Raw genomic sequence first — 21,843 nt, 5'->3', positions numbered from 1 at the left:
CCGGCGCTGCCCCTTCCGCGCCGCGCGAAGCCACGCTACACGCTCGCTCCATGGCCACCCAGGAGCCCCTCTCGCTCGATCAGCTCATGGCGATCGATCCGCTGCTCTCCGAGGAAGAGCGCATGATCCGCGATGCCGTCCGTCGCTTCGTGCGCGAGCGGTACCTCCCGCGCGCCGCGGACCTGTTCGCGCGCGAGGAGTTCGCGACCGACCTGATCCCCCAGATCGCCGCGCTCGGCCTGCTCGGGGGCTCGCTGACCGGCTACGGCTGCGCCGGCATGAACTCGGTCGCCTACGGCCTCGCGCTGCAGGAGCTCGAGTATGGCGACAGCGGCCTGCGCAGCTTCGTGAGCGTCCAGGGCTCGCTGGCGATGTATCCGATCTGGAAGTACGGCTCCGAGGCGCAGAAGCAGCGCTGGCTGCCGAAGATGGCCGCCGCCGAGCTGATCGGCTGCTTCGGCCTGACGGAGCCCGACAGCGGGTCGGATCCGAGCTCGATGAAGACCCGCGCCCGGAAGGACGGGAGCTCGTACGTGCTGACGGGCACGAAGATGTGGATCACGAGCGCGCCCATCGCGGACCTCTGCGTGGTGTGGGCCAAGGTCGACGACGGAGGGGCCGAGTCCATCCGCGGCTTCGTGGTGGAGCGCGGGATGAAGGGCCTGGAGACCCCGCTCATCCACGGCAAGATGAGCCTGCGCGCGAGCCCGACAGGCGAGATCGTCCTGAACGAGGTGCGCGTACCGGAGGAGAACGTGCTCCCTGGCGTGGTCGGCCTGAAGGGCCCGCTCGGCTGCCTGACCCAGGCGCGCTTCGGGATCGCATGGGGCGCGCTGGGCGCCGCGCGTGCCTGCTACGAGACGGCGGTCTCCTATGCGCGCGAGCGCACCCAGTTCGGCCAGCCGATCGCGTCGCGGCAGCTCATCCAGTCCGAGCTCGTCGAGATGGCGACGGAGATCGCGAAGGGGCAGCTCATGGCGCTTCACTTCGGCCGGCTGAAGGACACGACCGGCATCAGCCCGGTGCAGGTCTCGCTGTGCAAGCGGAACAACGTCGGCTGGGCGCTCAAGATCGCCCGGACCGCGCGGAGCGTGCTCGGCGCGAACGGCATCCTGCTCGATTACCCCGTCATCCGTCACATGCTCAACCTGGAGAGCGTGTACACGTACGAGGGCACCGACGAGGTGCATTGCCTGATCCTCGGCAACGCGATCACGGGGCACAACGCGTTCTGATGGCAACCGCCCGGATTCTGCGCTGCCTCGGTCCCGAATCACCGTGATAGATGCCCCCGAAAGGGACCATCGCATCTCGAGATTGACACCAACGCGGGGATGGATCGCTGTCCGAGCGGGTATGATCCACGACAGCGGTAGGCCCCCGGAGAGGGTGTTCGTGGGGCGGCGCGGGGGACGGACCGTTGTCCCAGTGGGTATGATCCACGACAGCGGTAGGCCCCCGGAGAGGGTGTTCGTGGGGCGGCGCGGGGGACGGACCGTTGTTTGAGCCCAATTGACGTTCTATCTCCGGCGTGCTGTGCACGCCGGAGATAGAACGTCAATTGGGCGAGTTCGGTGGGGCCCCCGCGCCGCCCCACGAACACCCTCTCCGGGGGCCGGGCAGTGCGCCAAGACCTCTCCGCTCCCCTACCCCGTCTTCCCCGCCGCCTTCCGCTTCAGCCCCACCAGGAAGATCTCCACGCTGTTCGCCCGCGTCCCCTCGGGCCGGATGCTCCGGACCTCCTCGCAGAGGTTCCTCAGCGCGTCCCGGGCCTTCACGAAGTCCTCGCTCATGAAGATCTTCCCGACGAACGCCCCACCCGGCGCGAGCAGCGCCTCGGCCACGGCCACGGCGCGCATGAACAGCTCGTAGCTCCGGGCCTGATCGGCGATCTTGCTCCCGCTCGTCGCAGGCGCCATGTCCGACAGCACCACGTCGTACGGCGCGAACTGCGCGAGCGCCTCGTTCGTCAGCGACAGCGCGTCCCCCTGCACCACCGTCGCCTGCGGGCCGAACGCCGCCGTGATAGGCGACAGATCGACCGCGAGCAGCTTGCCCCCCGCGCCGATCCGCTGCGCCGCGTACATCGACCACGAGCCGGGCGCTGCGCCCAGGTCGAGCACCCGCTGGCCAGGGCGGAGCAGCCGCACCCGGCGATCGATCTCCTCGAGCTTGAAGACGCTGCGCGCAGGATAGCCCTGCGCCTTCGCCGCCTTCGTGAAGGCGTCAGGCCGCTTGTACGGGTTCTTCGGCTTCTGCGACACGGAGGGACACTCGGCAGGCACGACCGGCGGGGCGCTCGCTCACGGGAGCGCCACCGCCGTCGGCCGGGATCAGCCGCCCTTCTTCTTGGTCGGCTGCTGCACCGGCACGATCCCCTTGCCGCCGCGCTTCTTCACGGCGCCGCGGATCGTCACCACCTGGTTCTTCGGGCCGGGGACCGGACCCTCGATGAGGATCAGGTTGTCCTCGGGGAGGAGCTTCGCGATCTTGAGGTTGAGCGCGCTCACCGTCTCGTCGCCGTAGTGACCGGGCATCTTCAGGCCGGGCAGCGTGCGGCCGGGGGTCATGTTCGTACCGATCGACCCGCCGTGGCGGAAGTACTCGTGCGTACCGTGCGAGCTGACCGCGCCGGCGAAGCTCCACCGGCGGATGACGCCGCTGAAGCCGCGACCGCGCGAGCGGCCCTGCGCGTCCACCCGCTGGCCCACCTCGAAGATCTCGTCGACCTTGAGCGTGCTGCCGAGCTCGTACTTCGCCGCGTGCTCCGGGCTGCAGCGCAGCTCGCGCACGATCCGCTTCGGCGTCTGCCCCGACTTCTTGTACGCGCCGGCGACCGGCTTCGTCGTGTGCTTCTCCGCCCGCTCGCCCAGGCCGAGGATGAGGGCGCTGTAGCCGTCCTTCTCGAGCGTGCGCTTGCCGATGACGACGCAGCCCGCCTGCACGACCGTGCAGCGCAGGACCTCGCCCGTCTCGTTGAAGATCTGCGTCATGCCGATCTTCTTGCCGATGATGCCGGGATGCTGATTCATGATGGGGTTGCCTTGCTCGCTCCGTCTGGGGTGGCTGGGACTGGCTCCGCGCGGCGCGCCGCGAGAGCGATCCCCTCGGTGCGCCTCGTCACGAGCCGGTTCGGAGCGAAGAACCGGGGCGGCTTCCCGCCGGGCACGTTGGGGGGCGCAGAGCTTACCCACGGAGCCCCCAAAGGGAAGCGAAAACCACCGCCACAACGGTAATCCGCACCACATCTCTTCAAGACGCATCGCGTCACGATCGCCCTGACATTGTCCTTCTGGGCGGACATTTCCTGTCTCTCCCTGGCATCGAAGTTCCGAGGAGCGGGCCTCACATTGCCTCATTGGAGGTCACGGATGACAGACATCATCGCTCACGGTGAGCCGGACGACGTCGAGCGCCTCATGGATCGTTACTGGTTCCTCCTGAGAGGCGAATCGCACGGCGCCGCGGAAAACAGCGCGGGCGCGGCCCGGACCCGGGTGGTCCGCGACGGCGAGTTCGTCGTGGTGAGCATCGAGGCGTCGGCGCTCGGGTGGCCCGAGGGGACGCTGCTCTTCAGGTTCCGATCGGAGGTGGCCCCCTGCGCCGAGTGCATCGAGCGCGCCGCCGCGATCGCGCGCCACCGGACGCGCGGCATGCTCGGCTCGGGCGACGTGCGCGAGATGCTCCGCTTCGCCGTCGCCCGCTGCGCCGCGGCCGGAATCGACGTGGCCCACGCCGGCGCGCCCGCTCGAGGCGACGGGGCGCGCCGGGACGACGCGCCGGGCAGCGCGGGGGAGCCCGCCTCCGGGAGGCGCCGCGCGGCGCAGGACACGGGCGGCGGCGCGAAGCGCTACGACGCCGAGCTCTGGCTCATGCTCTGACAGCGCGCGCGCCTCGCGACGGGCGCGGCCGCGTCACGAGCCGACCACGTTGATGGTCGCCTTGACCATCGCCATCCAGCACTGAAGCACCATCTTCCCCTCCTTCTGCGGGGTGACGGCCACCTCGACCTGCGTGTTCAGCGGCAGGTCCTTCTCGATCTTCAGATCGGGAATCGCGATCGCCTTCAGACACTCGCTCTTCGTCGTCCGCGTGAAGCGCAGCACCACGGGCTCTCCCTTCTTCAGCTCGATCGTCGACGGGGAGAAGCCGCTGTCGTTCACCGCGATGTCGATGCGCTTGACGTTCGCCGGCGCGGCGAGCTCGGCGGCCGCCACCACCGGCGCCTCCTCGGCGGGCTTGCTGCAGGCGAGGGAGGACAGGGAGAGGGCAAACGCGGCGACGAGGAGCTGCAGGCTCATGGTCAGCGCGTTCTTACTCGGCCCAAATCGCGCGTCAAGCCGCCCTCCGGCCGTCCGCCCCGGGCAAGAGACCCGAGGGCGGTCAGGCGCGGGAGCGCGCGCGCCGTGGACGCGGCCGGTTCAGCCCGTCAACCGCGGCCCGAGAGGATCTGCAGAATCGACGAGAAGAGGTTGATGAAGTTGAGGTAGAGATCGAGCGCGCCGCCGACGGGGTCCTCTTCGTTCGAGTGGAGCAGACGCGACGTGTTGTAGAGGACGTATCCCCCGAACACGAGGACGGACACGCTGGCGATCGCGAGGCCGAGGAGCGTGCTCCCGAGCAGGGCGTTCAGCAGCATCGCGCCGAGGACGACCATGGCGCCCATCACCAGCCCGCTGGCCATGAACGACAGGTCCTCCCTCGAGAGGAAGACACCCAGCGTGAGGCTCCCGAACGTGAGGACGGTCAGGATGAAGGTGTCCCGCACCGGGGCCGACGACAGCGTGCCGCCGAGGCCCGCCGCCGCCTGGGCCATGTAGAGCGCAGGCGCCGTGGTGACCCCCAGGACGGCCGCCATCCCGAAGAGCGCGAGGACGTTGACGCCGGGGATCTTGCGCACCGCGCGCGCGCCGAACATCACGCCGAACACGACGCCCATCGAGAGGATCGGGTGTTGCGCGAACAGCTCGACAACCGGCGGCATCGCGCGCCCCAGAGCCCCCTCCTCCACGTCCGGCGCCCCGATGTACAGCGCGCACATGGCGCCCAGGGAGGAGACGACAAGGCTCGCCGTGAAGAGCCCGTAGACCTTCTTGAGAAAGTCGATCCGCAGCGCCAGCTTCGGGCTGGCCGATACGCTCGCCCCGAGGGGACTCGCCTGGCGTGAGTTCATCTGCTGCGCTCCTCCTTCAGGGCATTTCGCCGCGGCTGCACGAGCGCCTAGTCGTGCACCATTCACCATGGACATGCAACACCGGCACGGCGCAGCCGTCGGCCATCTGCTGCCCGCAAAAAATCACGTTCCAGCGGCATCGCGCGCACATGGAGGGGCCGGCGCGGCGTGAACGGCGCGCTGACATCGTGCTCGCTTCTAACTAAAATCGGCCCGGGTCCAGAGAAAAATCTTTCACATCCGGCTAAAATCGGCCCAAATCCAGAGAAAAAGCTCTCACATCCGGCAAACAACAGCGCGGATCCAGAGAAAAATCTCTCGATTACGACCAAATCAAGCCAAGATCCAGAGAAAAACCTCTCGCTTCCGGCGAAGAGAAGCGCGGATCCAGAAAAACCTCTCACTTCCGACGACAACCCGCTCGGCTGCAACGCCGGCGCCGGGCGACAGCGCCGTCGACCTGGCTGCGCGCGCCGTGGGAAGGATCCGAGAAAGGTCCAGAGCTCTTCTCGCCGCTGCGGAACAACGACCGCACACGCTCCCCAGCGGACCCGGAGCACGACCGATCACGACGATCGACAATCGATGCCTCGGAACAAGCACCTTGCCAGGCCCAAGCGCTCACGCCGGACAGCAGGAGCGCGCCGCGCCCGGGCGCGCTCCTCTCCACGTCGCGCAGCCGCGATGGGCGCCTGCACGCGGCCCGTTGTCGCGCGCCGCACGCTCGTGTACGAAGGACAGCGAGGGATCACGAGCGCGCCGCGCAGCCCGGGGAGGACGAGGTTTCATGAACGTCACGACGATCGCCGTTGCCGACGTCGAGCCCGCAACGGCGCCGTTGCCGGGATTCGATAGCGAAGCTGCGGTGCAGAGCCTGCTCGTCTCCCAGATCGAGGCCTCCTACCGCCACCGCCTGCCCCTCGTGGGACGCACGGACCTCCACCCGCTCGTCCAGGCCGCCTATACCGCCTTCACCCAGCGCTATCCCCTCGTGCTCTCGCCCGACGTGGTCTGGCTCTGCCTGGCGCGCGGCTTCACCTTCCACCTCGCCGCGAACGACGAGCATCGACGCCGCTTCCTCCCCGACGATCGCGAGTTCGCGCTCGTCGTCGATCGCCCGGACTTCACCCTCGGCGAGGTGAACCCGTGGCCGGCTTTGTTTCCGGACTTTTCCAGGCAGATTTCGTCCCGTGTCGGCTCGCTGCGGGACCTCGTGACATCCAATTTCTCCACCACGGGGCCTGTCGAGCGGGTGTCGTCGGAGCTCACGGTCGCCACCCCGCTCGCGCCGCACCACGCGTGGGAGCCGCCGTTCCCGGGCGACATGGAGTTCCCGCAGCGCGGGATCCCGCGCGTGTACCTGCTCGGCACGTCCGACGACTGGCGCTGGGTGCGCCAGCGCGTGGCGATGCTCGGCTCCGTCGGGCAAGATCGCTGGACCCGCGCGCTCCTGCCCGTGCTCGACCAGATCGCCGCCTCGGCGGAGGGGCGCGCCGACACGATGTTCTGGCGCGCGTTCTTCAGGTACGAGAGCTCGGCCGACGAGCTGACCGGGTGGATCCACGTGCTGTTTCCCTACCTGCGCGCCTGGCCCAACGACTACTTCGCCCCGAACCCCTATATCGAGACATGGCACGAGCGATGGCGGACGGCGGAGGCCCGGAGCGACGCGCTCGGGGGCCTCGGGAACCCGCAGGGACCAGGGCTCTCCGAGGTGCCGCCCGGCCTGACCAGCGCCCAGCTGCGCTTCATCGACGGGGGCAGGCGCGAGCACCCCATGGAGTTCATCAGCGGCCTCATCGGCGTCACGCAGGACCCGCACTCCCTCGCGCTGCTCCCGGAGTTCGTCTGGGCCATCGCGCACCAAGCCCCCGAGTCGGCAGCGCAGCGCCCCGCCGAGGCCTCATGAGCCACGCGGCCCCGTGAGCCGCGCGCTCTACGGCGATTTCCGCCCACCTCTGCCACGTGCAGAGCGGCGGTCACCCGCACAGGAGACGGGCCCAGATCGGCGTTTTCGGCGCGCAAGCGCACTCCGGTGCGCTGAGCACCGAAAGCGCCGAGGTGGGCCCGTATCCGAAGCGGGCGACCGTCGCTCTAGTTCGGCGTGGACGGGCGGCCCACCCTGACATAGGATTGTGCGGTCCGCGACACGGCGACGCCATGCGTCGTCCATCACGCTCGGAGGCTCCAGTGTCCGGAGGCAAGTTCGCGCTCCTCGAAGTACCGGATCTGAACGGCGGGGAACCGTCCTACCTCCGCCTCGGGGCCGCAGCGCCCCTCGGCGAGAGCGCGGGGGACGATCTCGCCGAGCGGATTCAGACGTTCACCGACGACGACCGCAAGCGGGACGGGTCGCCCGATTTCGTGCCCGTGGGCGAGCGGAAGGCCGAGACCGCGAAGCTGCACACGAAGGGCGGCTGGCGCGATCACACCGACGGCAACCGCATCTCGACCACCAAGGGCGACAAGGTCGAGGTGATCGGAGGGAACTACCGCCTGCTCATCCTTGGCCGCGGGGAGCACCAGGCGGGCTGGGACGTGTCGGGAGGGCACGTCACCGAGGTCAGCGAGACCTTCGGCGGCGGCACCACGATCGAGTGGGTGCAGAACTACGGCGGGACGTGGAAGGTGGTCGAGACGACCATCAAGGGCGAGGTGCACACCGTCTACCACGGCGACGTCTTCGACTATTACTTCGGGAAGGTCAAGGAGAGCCAGACCGGCACAGACACGTTCCCCACGCTGAACGTCACCGATGATTTCATCGATGACAAGAACCCGCCCTCGCCCCAGGCGATCCCGACGGAGAACCCCACGATCGTCGACAGGACGTGGGCCAAGAGCATCTCGTCCTATACCGGCTCGGAGAAGCTGCCGGTGCCGTCGATCACGGACGAGACCTGGGCGGAAGTGATGGTGACGAAGACGAACGCCACCTCGATGACCGACGAGACGACCGTCAAGGGGGAGTCGAAATCCACCATGCACGCCGCGTCGATCACGTCCTCCACCAAGGTCGACGGGACCATGGATGACCACACCGAGGCCGACACCATCAAGAGCTACACGAAGGCGAGCAAGATCATCTCCGAGACCCACGCCGACACCGAGGACAAGATGTACGGCGACGCGGACTCCTACACGCAGGGCAACAGCAAGACCGTCGTCGATGGGATCGAGACGACGATCAACCTCGGCATGGTCAACGAGGTCGTCCTGGGGGGGATGATCGAGGCGACGCTCGGCGCGGAGGTGACCTTCACGGCCGGCGGCATCGTCGACGTGACCGTCGGGCTCAAGGCGGATTTCAGCTTGACCGGGAGCATCGACGTCTCCGCCGGCCCCACGCTCGAGATCAGCCCGGCGGGCGTGGAGCTCCACATGAGCAAGACGGAGATCGCGCTCGCGAACAAGATCGTCTCTGCGTTCAACCTCTTCGTTTGAGGGCGCGAGCACCACGCTCCACGCGCCACTGGATACGGAGCTCCCATGGCCGGCGATGGCAAGTACGGTATCCTCCATGTGCCTGATTTCGGCGACGGCATGTCGTCGTACCTGCGCATCGGCGCGGCCGAGGGCGACGAGTACTCCTGGCGAGATCACACCGACGGCAACCGGGTCATCACCACGCGGGGCGACAAGGTCGAGGTCATCGGGGGCACCTACAAGATGACCGTCCTCGGGCGCCGCGAGTTCGAGAGCGGCTGGAAGGCGGAGGACGGGCAGATCAACGAGAAGAGCATCACCTTCCACGGGTCGGGCGAGTTCGACTTCATCCAGGGCCCCCGCGGCGAGAAGCGCCTGCGCGAGAAGACAGTGAAGGGCGAGGTGCACACCACCTACCACGGCGATGCCTTCGAGTTCCATTACGGCAGCAAGCTGGAGAGCGTCACCGGACACGACAGCCCGCCGCGCGACCTGGACGCGCTCACGGCGCCCTGGGGCCTCCCTCCGTCAGGCGTCCTCGGGGAGAACCCCACGATCGTCGACAGGACGTGGGCCAAGCGCATCTCGTCCTATACCGGCTCGGCGAAGCTGCGGGTGCCCTCGATCTCCAACGAGACCTGGGCGGACACGATGGTGTCGAAGACCCACGCCACGTCGATGACCGACGAGACGACCATCGATGGACCGTCGAAGTCGACGATGAAGGCGGGGTCGATCACGACCTCGACCACGGTCACCGGGACCATCGATGATCACACCGAGGCCGACACCATCAAGAACTATACGAAGGCGAACAAGATCATCTCCGAGACCCACGCCGACACCGAGGACAAGATGTACGGCGACGCGGACTCCTACACGCAGGGCAACAGCAAGACCGTCGTCGACGGGATCGAGACGACGATCAACCTCGGCATGGTCAACGAGGTCGTCCTGGGGGGGATGATCGAGGCGACGCTCGGCGCGGAGGTGAGCTTCACGGGCGGCATCTCGGCCAGCGCCACGATCGGCCTGGAGGCGTCCGTCACCGTCGCCGCGTCGCTCGATGCCAGCATCGGGCCCACGCTCTCGATGGGGACGGAGAAGTTGAAGGTCACCCTGGACCGGGGCAAGGTCGCGCCCGTCCGCACGAACATCGCGGCAGTCCACCTCATGACGTGACGCGCAAGCGCGGCGACCCTCACGGATGGCGAACAAGAATCTCACCCCGTTCCTCTTCGGCAGCAAGGTCACCTCGCGGAGGCCGCCCCAGCCGGAGGTGACCCTGATCGTCCGGGCGAAGTTCACCCTCAAGCCCGGAGCGCCGCTCTCCCTGCCCGAGGGCCACCCGGCGCTCGCGCAGGAGACGCTGCGCGGCGACGTGTTCCACGACGACGATCACGAGCAGACCGGCGAGTGCCTCTACCCGAGCGATCTGGTGGACTTCAAGCCCCACGCCGACGTGCTCCTGATCGGCACGTGCCACACGCCGGGCAAGGCGCGCATGACCGAGTGTCCTGTGCGGTTCGGCGTCGGGTCCTGGTCGAAGATCCTGCGCGTGCTCGGCGAGCGCGTGTGGATGGATGGGCTGCTCGGGCCCGCCATGAGCGATCCCGTGCCGTTCGACCGGATGCCCCTCGGCGATCGACGCAGCTTCGGAGGGCCGGGGCACCCGCTCAACCCGGTGGGCAGAGGCCACGGGACGCGCGAGCTGCCCAACGTCGAGGGCGCTGACGATCTGCTGCTGTCGCGCTCGGATCGGCCGGCGCCCGCGGGGTTCGGGCCGCTGTCGCCGAACCGGCCCGATCGGCGCGCCCGGGTCGGGAAGAACTACGGCAAGGCGTACCGCGAGAAGCGAGCGCCGTACTACGCCGACGACTTCGACTGGACGTACTTCAACTCGGCCCGGCCCGACCAGTGGCTCCCGTACCTGCGCGGCGACGAAGATCTCCTGTTCCAGAACCTCCACCCGGACGCGGAGGTCTTCCGGTCGCGGCTGCCGGGCCTCCGGATCCGCGTCTTCGCGAACGACGCGGAGCGCGGGTTCCGGGAGGTGCCGATGCACCTCGACACGCTGCTCGCCAACCTGGACGAGGGGGCCCTGTTCCTCACGTGGCGCGGCCTCACGGAGGTGACCGACGACGACCTCTCGCGCGTCACCACGCTGGTCGCCTCCGAGCCGCTCGACGGGCCGGCGCTGCCCGAGGAGCATTACCGGGAGATCCTCGCGCGCTTCGAGGCCGACCCGCTCGAGATCGAGGAGCAGCTCGCGCCGGAGCTCAAGGAGGAATGGGGGGCGCTCCAGGCGCTGCAGAAGAAGGGCGACGGCGCGGCGCCGCGCGACGGCGGCGGCGCGGCGGGGCTCGACCCGCTGTCGGCGCTGCTCAAGGCGCGGCTCGGTGACGTCGCGAAGCCGCAGCAGGAGAGGATCGGCCGGGCGATGGCGGGGCTCGCGGGCGTCGCGTTGCCAGGGGGGAAGGTCCTCGGCAGCGTCATCGCGGAGGCGCTGCGCAACCTGCCGAAGGCCTCGCAGGCGCTGCCGCCGATGAGCTCCGCCGCGTCGCCCATGCTGATGGACGCGGCGCTCCGGACGGCCTTCCGGCGCGTCGCGCGGGCGGTGGAGGAGGCGAAGGGGCTGGCGGCCGCGCGCGGGACGCAGGTCCCGGCGCTCGCGGCGTGGGACAAGCTCGCCGGCGATCCGAAGCTCGCGTCGATGGGCCTCTCCACGGCCCCGCCTCGGCCGCCCGGGCAGATCGGGCCAGGGAGCGACCTGCGCGACCAGGACCTCAGCGAGCAGGACCTGAGCGGCCGCGACCTGACCGGCGCGAACCTCACGGGCGCCATCCTGACGGGCGCCGACCTCCGGGGCGCCAGGCTCACGCGCGCCATCCTCAGGCAAGCCGTGCTGTTCGACGCCGACATGAGGGAGGCGGATTTCACGGGCGCGGACCTGACCCTCGCCACCCTCCAGAGCGCCTGGGCAGAGCGCGCCGTCTTCCGCGGCGCCACACTGGAGGGCACCACGTTCGACGGCGCGCGGCTCATGGAGGCCGATCTCTCGGGCACGCAAGGGTCGCAGCTCGTCTTCTCGAGGGCGGACATGACGGGGGCCGTCGCGCGCGGGGCGGCGTGGGCCGTGGCCTTCCTGGAGGACACCGTGCTCGAGCGCGCGGACCTGTCGCAGGCCTCGCTCACGCGGTGCTTCGTGTCGAAGGTCAAGGGCGCCTCCGCCACGTTCGCGGGCGCCACCCTCACCGGATCGAGCTTCTCCGGGTCCGACCTGACCGGCGCGAGCTTCACGGGCGCGCGGGGCGACGGGAGCGTGTGGATGGCCACGACCCTCACCGGCGCGGATCTCAGCCTCGCCGTGCTGACGGGCGCCCTCTTCAGCGAGGCCACGGCCGACGGCGCGAGCTTCTTCGGGGCCAACGTGCGGGGCGCCCGGTTCGACAGGGCAAACCTCACGCGCGCCGACTTCACGCGGGCGAACCTCTTCGAGGCGGACCTGCTCAAGGCGCGGGTCCCGGAGGCGAAGTTCGTCGACGCGAACCTCTACGATGCAAAATTCTACGAGACCTCGGGATCCGGCTGTGATTTCAGGGGGGCGAACCTGAAGAAGTCGACGCTGGAGCGAGATCGATGACCCCGGACGAGCTGAGGGCGCTGCTCCAGGCGGGCGAGGCGCTCGAGGGCAGGACGCTCGGCGACATGGATCTGCGGGGGGCCGATCTCCGCAAGGCGCGGCTGCGCGGCGTGAAGCTCGGGCGGGTGCAGCTGGAGGGCGCGGACCTCTCGGGGGCCGATCTCCGCGGCATCAAGATGGCCTGGTGCGCGCTCCGCGGCGCGGACCTGTCGGGCGCCGATCTCCAGGGAGCGGCCATCGCCCAGAGCGACCTCTCGGGCGCGAACCTCGCCGGGGCGAACCTCACGGGGGCGAGCCTGGTCCGCGGGCAGCTGACCGGGGCGAACCTGCGCGGCGCGCGGCTCCAGGAGGCGAACCTGGCCGAGTCGAAGCTCGCGGGGGCGGAGCTGTCCGGGGCGACCCTGAAGGGCACGCGGCTCGACCTGGCCGACCTGTCGGGCGCGGCGCTCGACGGCGCGACCGTCTCGCAGTCGTCGTTCACGCGGGCGGATCTCTCGGGCGCCTCGCTGTCGCAGGCGCGGATCGAGAGCTCGTCGTTCGCCGAGGCGAACCTGACGCGGGCCGATATGTCGGGCGCAGAGCTCGATACGGTGGTGTTCCTGAAGGCCGATCTCCGGGAGGCCGTGCTCCCGAAGAAGCTCACGAAGGCGGTGTTCGACGGCGCGCGCCTCGGCCGGCTCGACCTCTCCGGGGCGGACCTCGCGGGCGCGGCGCTGGAGGGGATGGACTTCTCCGGGGTGAGCTTCGAGAACGCGAACCTCACGCTGTCCTCGCTCCAGGGCACGGACCTTCGGGGCGCGAGCTTCCGGGGCGCGACGCTCGACCAGACGGTGCTCGCGGGCTGCGACCTCACCGGCGCGGACTTCCGGGGCGCGACGGTGAGGTCGTGCATGCTGTACCGGGCGCGGCTGCCGGGCGTGGATCTCTCGGGCAAGGACCTCGAGATGGTGGTCTTCAAGGAGGCCGATCTCTCGGGCGCGAACCTGTCCGGGTCGCGGCTCGTGCGCTGCGTGCTGGAGGGCGCCAACCTGACGGGCGCGAACCTGACGCGCGCGCTCGTCTCGCAGACCACGCTGCGGACGGCGGTCGTGGAGGGCATCACCTTCGAGAAGGCGATCTTCGACTGCGTGGACTTCTCCGGCGTGGACCTGACGCGGGTGTCGCTCTCCGGGCTGACCATCTCGCGGTGCTTCTTCGCGCTCGGGAACCTCTCGGGGATGGACCTCTCCGGGTGCAACCTGTCGAACTGCGACTTCACCTCGTGCAACCTGGAGCGGACGCGCCTCGACGGCGCCATCCTGGCGAACGCGAACTTCAAGGGGGCGAACCTGCGGCAGGCCTCGCTGGCGGGCGCGATGGCGAAGGCCGCCTTCTTCGGCGAGGGCGTGCTCGCCGGCGCCGGGCTGACGCAGGCGATGCTCCGCAATGCGATCTTCGTGAAGGCCGATCTCTCGGGGGCGAACCTCGCGGGGGCCGACATCCGGGAGACGGTGATGCACGAGGTCCGCGCGGCCGACGCGCTGTTTGTGGGGGTCAAGGCGCACCACGCCGATCTCTCCCACGCGGACATCTCGGGCGCCGACTTCACCGGCGCGGACCTGCACTGGGCGAACCTGCACCACGTCCGCGACGAGAAGACACGTTATCTCGACGCCAACCTCGCCACGGCGAGGCGCACGGACGTGGATCGCCTGGAGGCCGAAGCATGGATGCCGCCCGAGCGGCGCTCGCAATGAAGGAGGAGCGATGTCGATGGGAGCCATGAAGGAGAGCGATCGCGCGGCGGCCGTGCGGGTGGATGCGCCGGCGGGCGAGGAGCATGCGCCTCGGGCGCACGGCGCGCACGGCCCGCGCGGCGCGGACGTGCTGCGGATCGGCCTCCCGCGGGACGGGGCCTCGGCGGCTGACGGCGCCGGGCAGGAGGGCGCCGCGGCGCTCCCGAGGGAGTACCTGGGCCCGGGCCGGGTCACGGCGGCGGAGGGGGGCGCGATCGCGGTGGAGCTGCCGGGCGGCCAGCCGGTCGCCGTCGAGATGGCGCTCGCGCTGCCCTACGAGCCCGCCGTGGGCGACACGCTGCTCGTCATCGGCAGGGAGGAGCGCTACTACGCCATCGGCGTGCTCCACGGCGCGGGTCGGACGGTGCTGTCGCTCCAGGGGGACGTGGCGGTGCACGCGAGGGACGGAGAGCTCTCGCTGTCCGGGGACAAGGGCGTCTCGATCCGAGGGCCGGAGCTCGAGGTGCAGGCGGGCAAGATCCGGATGGTGGCCGACGCCGTGGTCCAGAGGTTCACCTCGATGGTCCAGCGGGTGAGCGCGCTGCTGAGCGTTCAAGCGAGCGAGTCGCACACGGTCGTGGAGAAGACGGCGTTCACGAAGGCGAAGAACGCGACGATCCTGACCGAGGAGACGGTCACGGTGAACGGCAAGCAGATCCTCTTGGGATAGGAGGCCGGCGCGATGCTCCCTGCAAACAACAAGTGTACCGGCATGAGCGCCGGCTACCCCGACGTGTGCCTGTCGCCTGCGTTCGGCCCGTTCCCGTTCCCCAATTTCGACCCGAACGCGGTGAAATTCCCGTTCTCGTTCAACGTGTGGTTCTCGATGGGGCCTGCGCTGAGCCTCCTGGCGCGCGCGATCCTCACGATGGGCGACTGGCTGGGCACGCTGCACTGGACCTTCATGGGAACAGGCCAGTACACGTTCGGCAACGTGCGGGTCTTCGTCAACTATGCCCCCGCCACATCGCTGCTCTCTCCGAGGTCCGGCAACAATTACAACTGCTTCATCGGCGTCCAGGTGTTGCCGAGCGTGACCAACGTCTTCATCACGTACAACGCGGGCACCGCCGGGGGCGAGCGGCCCGCCGGCGCCCCGATGCTGGCCGATCTGGACGCGCTGGTCGCGTCGCTCCACCCGTGCGGCGGCGCGTCGCCCGTCGAGAGCGTCCAGCTCGAGCCGGGGGTCGGGTACGTGAAGATCCGCACCTTCTCGCTGGACGTGCCCGCCCGGGTCCACACGGCGGTGAGGGCGCTCGAGGCCGAAGGGCTGGAGACGCTCGTGCTGGATCTGCGGGACAACCCCGGTGGGGAGCTGACGGCCTTTCTCGAGCTCGCGGGCGACTTCCTGGAGCCGGGGAGCGTCCTCGGGAGGGCGATCGACGCGGACGGCGACGAGATCGCGTACCGGTCGAGCCACCGCGATCCGTGCCGTGTGCCGCTGTGGATCCTGGTGAATGGCGGGACGGCGTCGGCGGCGGAGCTCTTCGCCGGCTGCCTCCAGTGGCACGGGAGGGCGGTGGTGGCGGGCGAGCGCACGTACGGAAAGGGGACGGCGCTGAAGGTCGCGGCGGATCCGGAGGATCGCGCGCCGGTGCTCGCGCCGGCCGCGAGGATGGTCCTGCCGGGCGGAGAGCCGATCCACGGGACGGGGATCCGGCCGGACGTCGAGCTGGGGGGGAATGAAGGGCCCGATCGAGGCGGGGAGCGGCGATCGCTGATGGACTTGATCGCCGGCGCGAAGGCCTGAGGGCGAGGCGCCGCTCGGCTCAGGGGCGTACCGCGAGGTACACGGTGCTCCAGAGCTGCACCGCATTCGACTCGTCGTGGTGCAATCGCTCCGCGCCGAAGGGCACCAGCTTGTAACAGCCGCCCTCGAAGGCCCAGCTCCAGAGCTCCCGGGTGCTCGCCTCGCGCGTCGCCGCGATGACCTCCCAGAGCGCGCTCCGCGCCCGCTCCAGCGCGCCCCGCGCGCGGGCCGGCAGATCGCCGCGGCCGAGCTGCCGCTCGAGGCCCGCGGCGAGCATCGCCTGCTGCCACGACCAGGTGACCGTCCCGTGGTAGTGGGCCGCGGTGAACTCCCTCCAGAGCGCCGGATCCTGCGCGAACGCGGGGTTCGCGACGAGGATCCCCACCGGCGTCCGCAGGCCGGCCGGGAACGGGCGGATCAGGCGGCCCGCGATCTCCTCCAGCGCAGCGGGCGGCGGGTCCGTGAACAGCATGACGAAGCTGTCGTCGGAGTGCATGATGGGGATCGGCTTGCCCTCGCCGTCGAGCGCGACGGCAGGAAACGAGAGCGGCCCCGAGAGCGACGCGAGCGCCGGCGCCGCGTCCAGGCCCAGCGACTCCGCATAGGACGACACGCGGCGCCTGGCCTCGTCCTCCGGCAGCTCCACATGGAAGAACACGCCGGCGTCCTTCCACGCGCGCGCGAGCCGCTCCGCCCGGCCGGCGCGCTCCGCGTCCGCGCCGAGCAGCGGGCTCGCGAGCAGCCGCGCCGACGCGCGGAGCGCGGCCGGAACCAGCGCGGCGTTCACGTCGTAGGGGATCCGGCCGCCCGCGAGGCCTTGCTCGCTGTCACGCCACTCGCCGACCTTCGTGCCCGCCTTGAGCCCGACCAGCTTCATCGGATCCCGTGTCTCGGCGAACGGGGCGGCGAGGTGGAGCACGAGCGACACGTTCCGCGCGAGCGCCTCCGCGTACGTGTCGCCCCGCGGCGTCCTGCGCGACAGGAACTCCGCCGCGCGCTCCCGGCCGGCCGCGGTGCCGAGGAGGTACTCGGCGGCGACCGGCGCGAGGAGGAAGTCGCCGTCGATCATCTTGTAATCGTAGATGGGCTCGCGCAGCGGCCCGGGGATGCGCGAATCGAGGTGCATGAGCGCGGCGTACTCGCCGATCGCCTCCTCGTGCGCGACCTCGCCGGCCAGGCTCAGCCGATCGAGGACCGAGCCGATGCCCGCCTCGACCACCGCCGGCTCGAGGACGGGCAGGAGCATCCTCACCGCGAGCAACGTGTCCCGGCCGAAGTACGTGAGGAAACGCCAGGACCCGGCCAGCAGCTTCTCCCGGTACGCGAGGAAGCCGAGCGCCTGGCGGTGGCGCAGATCGTCGCTGGCGCGCTCCGTCACGAGCTCCTCGAGGGGCACCGGCGTGAGCGGCGCCTCGTCCGAGAGCGCCGTCACCCGGACACGGAGGCCGCTCGGCCCCGCCGTCAGCTCGATCCGGCCGTCGTCCCCGAGCGCGGCCGTCGTGCCGTCCTGCGGCTCGATGAGCAATTCGAGGTGGTGCTCGCCGTCCAGCGTGGTGCGCCGCACGGCGATCGCCGCGCCCCGCGGCGAGGCGAACGCCTCGACGTCGTTCCGTAGCCAGGCCGGAACCTCGGCGTCACGCCCCACGTCGCGGAGCGTACGGACGCTCCCGAGGAGCACCCGATGGACACGCAGCGCCGGCGCCGCGCTCGCGAGGAGCGCCGACACGCCGCGCATGACGCCGGGCCGCTCCACGCGATCCACGCGCTCTACGCGCTCCACGCCAGCGACGTCCCCCTCCACCGAGAGATCGACCGGCGCGGGCAGAGAATCGAACCACACAGCGATTCCCATGTTGCCCGCCGGAAAAGCGACGATGAGCCGCGGCGAACCACCCGAGGTCGTCAAGAGATGGGCGGCGATATGACCACGACGGAAGAAGTGGTTGTCTATCAGGCCTTCTCGCAAATCGAAGGCCAGGAGCTCGGCGGGTGGCGGCGCGGAGGGCGCCTCGCCGTGCGGTGCGCCGGAGACGCAGGAGGCGGCAAGCAGCGTGGACAAGGTGGTTCCCCTCAGAAATCGCTCGATCTTCGTGGGCCTCGTGGGCACCGCGGGACCGTACCCAGCCGCGGCGCGCCTGCCAAGGACCAAGGATCTTCCGGTGGCCGCCAGCTTACGTCTCCGACGCGCTGGCCATTTATCGCGTGTTTTCGGCGAATTTACCGAGGCAGAGCGGATTCGGCAGGACGCCTGGAAGGCCGTCGCCACGGCCTCACGCCGCGCGGCACGTCTGGCTCCGGGAACGGACGCAAGAGGCAACGGACGCAACGGACGCAACCAACCAGAGCGCCAGAGGGCGCGATCGCGATGACGGGGTGACAAAGAAAGAGTTCACGCCATTGTTGCGCTGTGATAACCCATCCGAGAACTCGGTTGTTGATAGTGGGTTCGCAGCAGGCGAATGGCCTGCGAGCCATTTTGAGGAAGGGGGTTCGAGATGAACGAGAGCATCTCCGGCCAGGCCGCGTCCGGCAGCAATGGTTCTGATCGCGCGAAGCTCAGCATTCCGCAAGAGGGCCTGATCTACACCTGGGTTGATGGCAGCCTGGGCGTCGTCGAGGAGATCGTGCGCGCGGGGTTCGGCTTCCTCGAGGACGTGCGCGTCGAGACGCAGGAGCGGCTCGGCGCCACGCTCGACCTGATCGAGGGGGTCGATCGCAGCGTGTTCCGGGTCGCGCGCAAGGCGCTGGTCCGCATGGACGGAATCAGCGAGCGCGCCCTTTCGAGCAGCCAGATCGGCTGGCTCGCGCTGCTCGGCACGATCCGCCGCACGTCGCAGGGCGCGGCGGGGTTCGCCTCCGAGACGGTGGTCGCCGTCGTGGGCGAGCGCAGGGCGACGCAGCAGCTCATCATCCAGCAGTCATCCTGAGTTCGACGAGCCCAAAACGCTGCTCGGCCCGCCGGCGATAGAACCTCTTCACAATCAGAGCGGGGTGCAGATTCGTGGGATACGGACTCAGCCGCCAGGCAGGCGAGTGAGGCGTACGCCGGTCAGCGCCCCTCGGCCCCCCGCCCTGGCTTCCCACGGCGGTAGAGCCCGATGGCCAGCGCGAGCACGGCGGCGCCCAGCGCGGCGGCGGCGATGAGCCGCGCCGTCGTGCTCCACCGGCCGAGCGGCCAGGGGCTGGCCTGTCCCGCGCCGTCTGCCTCGCCGCCCGCGCGGGGGAGCGGGACGAGCGCGCGGCGCGCCGCCGCCGCCTCGGCGAGCGCGCGGCGGGCGCCGGCGGCGTCGAGCGAGGCGCCGGCCGGGATCAAGGCGCGCAGCGCGGAGCGCGCCCTGAAGAAGGGGGCGCCGTCGGCGCTCCACGCGGCGGGGGCGCTGTCGAGCGCCTCGTCGAGCGCGGCCGGGATCACCTCCTTGACGATCGCGTCCACCGCGCCGGGCGACGCCGACCTCGCGAGCGCGATGTAGCCGGCGTCCTGGATCCCGCGGCGAAGGCTCTTCAGGCGCATCGAGGGGAGCACGCCGGGAAAGCCGACGGATCGGGAGGAGAACGCGCCCCGCTGCGTCCCGGGATAGAGCAGCATGCCGTCGCCGAGGCACGCGTCGCCGTCGCGGTTGTGGAAGTTCTCGGCGACCGTGAACGGGTCGATGGGCCCTCGGCCGCCGCGGTTGCCGTCGTGCCAGAACGCCGTCTCCCACAGGAACCAGCGGTCCACCTCGTGGGAGGCCGCGATCCAGCCGTCGGCCATGAGCCCGGTGAGCGGCGCGTCGATCATGAACGTGCCGGTCCGCGGCAGCGCGCCGTTGTACACCCAGAGCCGCTTGCCCGCCTCGCGCGCGGCCCGCGCCCACGTGGAGTCGAAGCGGTTCGCCGGCGTGAGCACGAGGTCGACGTCCTGCTCCACCGGAGGGACCTCGCCGCACGAGTGCCCCACGAGGACGCGCGACGACAGGCGCGAGCCGCGGATCAGCCTGCGCCAGCCGGGCCCGCGGGGGCTCTCGCACTGCTCGTCGATCGCGTAGAGCATCACGTCGTCCACCGCCGGCGGGAGGAGATCCGCGACCGCCTCGACGCGGTGGAGGGCCGCTTCACCGGGATCGCCGAAGCCGCCATAGGCGCCGAGCGCCACCGCCGCGGGCGGCACGCCCGCGCCCGGCCCCCGGTAGCCGTGGGCCTCCGTGAAGAGCGAGCCGTCGATCGCCGCGCGCAGCCGCTCGACCTCGGCGGGGCTCTGGACCGACGCGAAGCCGTCGACGTGGTGCTCGTGCAGCAGCTGCCAGAGCTGCTGCTCGACGGCGGGCCCGTCGCCGACCCGCGCGGCGACCTCGTCGACGTCGTAGAACGCGATGAAGTCGACCGCGCCGTACGGCAGCGTCGCCGGGGCGACGTCGAGCCTCAGATCGAGCGACGCGAGCTCGCCGTGCGACGCCGATCCGACCACCACCCTCCCCTCGTAAGCGCCGGGGATGGCGCCCTCCGGGACGTGGAGATCGATCCAGACCGCCCGGGTCTCGCGCGCGCCGACCTCGAACGGGTACGGCGCCCAGGGGGGCGCGAGCTCGACCGGGATGAGCGCGTCGGGGAGGAACCCGAGGTGCAGGTCGTCGGGCGGCCGCGCCGCGGGGCTCCACCCGAGCGACTCCCGGGGGCGCTGCTCGTTGCGCGAGCGCCGGGTGATCTCGACGTAGTGCTCGACGAAGCGGCGGATCGAGATCGCCCCCGCGGGCGCCGTTCCCTGCCCCTGCGCGGGCTGCTGCAGCGCCTGCGGCGCCTTGGCCGGCGCGCCCGGGCCGGCCGCGGGGCCGAGCGCGGAGAGCTCGACCGTGACGCCGCGCACGGGCTCGGCGCCGGCCTCGACGACGATCTGGAAGGCGACGACCTCCGCGCGGAGCGCGCCGAGCCGGATCGGCTCGCCGGGCCGGAAGACCGCGTTTCCTTCGCCGCGCGAGAGCGGCAGGCCGACGTCCTCCCGGCGGACGCGCGTGCCGTCGTCGGCCACCCAGACGCGCGCGCGCTCGGGCTGCCCCTCGCCGGCGGCCGCTGGAGCGAGCGCGCCGCACGCCATGGCGGAGAGCAGCGCGGCGGGGAGGTGCGGGAAGGATCGCGGCATGTCGCTCGGCTCTTCGAGGAGGAGCGACCGCCGGTGTCGGCCGCGACGCCATCCTAGGGGCGCCGCGCCCGCCCGCTCAAGCGCGGCGCGGCCGGCGGCGCGCAGGCGGCGGCGCGGCGGTTGACAGGCCGGCGGGGCTCGGGCGATCTCGCGCCGTGGATCTGACCAGAGCGGCACTCCTCGCCGGCGGCGCCGCCGTGGCCGGCGCCATCAACGCGGTGGCCGGGGGCGGCACGCTTGTGTCGTTCCCCGCTGCGATCGCGGCGGGGCTGCCCCCGCTCGCCGCGAACGCGACGAACGCCGTGGCGCTCACGCCGGCGTCGCTCGCGTCGGCGTGGGCGTACCGCCGGGAGCTCTCCCGGGACTACCGGGTCCTCGGCGTCCTGTTCCTGCCGTCGCTGCTCGGCGGCGTCGTGGGCTCGGCGCTCCTGCTCGTGACCCCGCAGCGCGTGTTCGACGCCGCGGTGCCGGGCCTCGTGCTCGTCGCGACGCTGCTCCTGCTCTGGCAGAACCTGCGCCCGGCGAAGCCCTCCGCGAAGGACGGCGCGGACCCCGGCGCGGAGCGCTTCGCGCTGCCCTCCCGGCCGTGGGTCGTGTTCCTGCTCCAGTTCCTCGTGAGCGTCTACGGCGGCTACTTCGGCGCGGGCATCGGCATCATGATGCTGGCGCTGCTCTCCTCGTTCGCGGGCGACGTGGACATCCACCGGCTGAACGGGATCAAGACGGTGCTCGCGAGCCTGATCAACGGCGTGGCGGCGCTCGCGTTCCTGCTCGCGGGCGCGGTCGACGCGGTCGCCACGCCGATCATGATGGCGGCGGCGGTGATCGGCTCGCTCGCCGGCGCCGTGGTCGCCCGCCGCATCGAGCCAAGGAAGGTGCGGTGGTTCGTCGTCGCGCTCGGCCTCACGCTCACGGTCAAGCTCGCGTGGGACCGGTTCGGCGCGTAGCCCAGGCGCTACGCGA

At 70.7% G+C, this 21,843-nt stretch carries 17 protein-coding genes; 11 read left to right on the top strand and 6 right to left on the bottom strand.

Translation table 11 applies throughout. The features are described 5' to 3' along the window. Window positions 1-50: 50 nt before the first annotated feature. Entirely contained in the window at window positions 51-1,235 is a 1,185-nt protein-coding gene (locus POL72_RS37760; RefSeq protein ID WP_272101676.1) for an acyl-CoA dehydrogenase family protein, read from the top strand. Between the two features lie 411 nt (window positions 1,236-1,646). Here POL72_RS37760 and POL72_RS37755 read toward each other — a convergent pair whose 3' ends face one another. Together POL72_RS37755 and rplC are read right to left on the bottom strand one after the other, a co-directional pair. After that, window positions 1,647-2,264: an SAM-dependent methyltransferase gene (locus POL72_RS37755; protein ID WP_272101675.1), complete on the bottom strand. Its 618-nt coding sequence runs from the start codon at window positions 2,262-2,264 to the stop codon at window positions 1,647-1,649. A gap of 69 nt (window positions 2,265-2,333) precedes the next feature. Next, entirely contained in the window at window positions 2,334-3,032 is a 699-nt protein-coding gene (gene rplC, locus POL72_RS37750; protein ID WP_272101674.1) for a 50S ribosomal protein L3, read from the bottom strand. A 339-nt stretch (window positions 3,033-3,371) separates the two neighbouring features. Between rplC and POL72_RS37745 the strand changes: the two genes are divergently transcribed. Then, window positions 3,372-3,881, top strand: coding sequence for a hypothetical protein (locus tag POL72_RS37745; protein WP_272101673.1), 510 nt, complete (start codon window positions 3,372-3,374; stop codon window positions 3,879-3,881). 33 nt (window positions 3,882-3,914) lie between these two features. Here POL72_RS37745 and POL72_RS37740 read toward each other — a convergent pair whose 3' ends face one another. Further along, the gene (locus POL72_RS37740; RefSeq protein ID WP_272101672.1) at window positions 3,915-4,301 is read right to left on the bottom strand and encodes a cupredoxin domain-containing protein; all 387 of its coding nucleotides are present in this window, start codon (window positions 4,299-4,301) and stop codon (window positions 3,915-3,917) included. 128 nt (window positions 4,302-4,429) lie between these two features. Next, entirely contained in the window at window positions 4,430-5,173 is a 744-nt protein-coding gene (locus tag POL72_RS37735) for a Bax inhibitor-1/YccA family protein (RefSeq protein ID WP_272101671.1), read from the bottom strand. A gap of 787 nt (window positions 5,174-5,960) precedes the next feature. Here POL72_RS37735 and POL72_RS37730 point away from each other — a divergent pair. From POL72_RS37730 to POL72_RS37700, 7 genes are all read left to right on the top strand, one after another. After that, window positions 5,961-7,082: a DUF4419 domain-containing protein gene (locus POL72_RS37730; protein WP_272101670.1), complete on the top strand. Its 1,122-nt coding sequence runs from the start codon at window positions 5,961-5,963 to the stop codon at window positions 7,080-7,082. A gap of 281 nt (window positions 7,083-7,363) precedes the next feature. Continuing rightward, window positions 7,364-8,617 carry a hypothetical protein gene (locus POL72_RS37725; RefSeq protein WP_272101669.1) on the top strand — a complete coding sequence of 418 codons (1,254 nt, stop codon included), beginning with the start codon at window positions 7,364-7,366 and terminating at the stop codon, window positions 8,615-8,617. A 45-nt stretch (window positions 8,618-8,662) separates the two neighbouring features. Continuing rightward, the gene (locus tag POL72_RS37720; RefSeq protein ID WP_272101668.1) at window positions 8,663-9,781 is read left to right on the top strand and encodes a hypothetical protein; all 1,119 of its coding nucleotides are present in this window, start codon (window positions 8,663-8,665) and stop codon (window positions 9,779-9,781) included. Window positions 9,782-9,806: 25 nt separating this feature from the next. After that, window positions 9,807-12,242, top strand: coding sequence for a DUF2169 family type VI secretion system accessory protein (locus tag POL72_RS37715; protein ID WP_272101667.1), 2,436 nt, complete (start codon window positions 9,807-9,809; stop codon window positions 12,240-12,242). After that, the gene (locus tag POL72_RS37710; RefSeq protein ID WP_272101666.1) at window positions 12,239-13,978 is read left to right on the top strand and encodes a pentapeptide repeat-containing protein; all 1,740 of its coding nucleotides are present in this window, start codon (window positions 12,239-12,241) and stop codon (window positions 13,976-13,978) included. The genes POL72_RS37715 and POL72_RS37710 overlap by 4 nt, the downstream gene beginning before the upstream one ends. 10 nt (window positions 13,979-13,988) lie before the next feature. Next, a complete protein-coding gene (locus POL72_RS37705) occupies window positions 13,989-14,687 on the top strand; it encodes a DUF3540 domain-containing protein (RefSeq protein ID WP_272101665.1) in 699 nt (232 codons plus the stop codon). Between the two features lie 12 nt (window positions 14,688-14,699). Next, window positions 14,700-15,767, top strand: coding sequence for a S41 family peptidase (locus tag POL72_RS37700; protein WP_272101664.1), 1,068 nt, complete (start codon window positions 14,700-14,702; stop codon window positions 15,765-15,767). 19 nt (window positions 15,768-15,786) lie between these two features. Here the strand turns inward: POL72_RS37700 and POL72_RS37695 are convergent, their stop codons facing one another. Next, window positions 15,787-17,826, bottom strand: a complete 2,040-nt coding sequence (locus POL72_RS37695; protein ID WP_272101663.1) for a hypothetical protein — start codon at window positions 17,824-17,826, stop codon at window positions 15,787-15,789. Window positions 17,827-18,262: 436 nt separating this feature from the next. Here POL72_RS37695 and POL72_RS37690 point away from each other — a divergent pair, with 436 nt between their 5' ends. Continuing rightward, window positions 18,263-18,694 (top strand): hypothetical protein, encoded by a 432-nt coding sequence (locus tag POL72_RS37690; RefSeq protein ID WP_272101662.1) that lies wholly within the window; start codon window positions 18,263-18,265, stop codon window positions 18,692-18,694. A 122-nt stretch (window positions 18,695-18,816) separates the two neighbouring features. Here the strand turns inward: POL72_RS37690 and POL72_RS37685 are convergent, their stop codons facing one another. Next, window positions 18,817-20,880: a glycoside hydrolase domain-containing protein gene (locus POL72_RS37685; protein ID WP_272101661.1), complete on the bottom strand. Its 2,064-nt coding sequence runs from the start codon at window positions 20,878-20,880 to the stop codon at window positions 18,817-18,819. A gap of 155 nt (window positions 20,881-21,035) precedes the next feature. On the opposite strand from POL72_RS37685, the gene POL72_RS37680 reads away from it, so the two are divergent. Beyond that, window positions 21,036-21,827 carry a sulfite exporter TauE/SafE family protein gene (locus tag POL72_RS37680; protein ID WP_272101660.1) on the top strand — a complete coding sequence of 264 codons (792 nt, stop codon included), beginning with the start codon at window positions 21,036-21,038 and terminating at the stop codon, window positions 21,825-21,827. Window positions 21,828-21,843: the final 16 nt, after the last annotated feature.

The sequence above is a fragment of the Sorangium aterium genome, assembly GCF_028368935.1.
GTDB classification, from domain to species: domain Bacteria; phylum Myxococcota_A; class Polyangia; order Polyangiales; family Polyangiaceae; genus Sorangium; species Sorangium atrum.
Note: the sequence above shows the minus strand (reverse complement) of the source record. Positions and strands in the feature narration are given on the sequence as shown.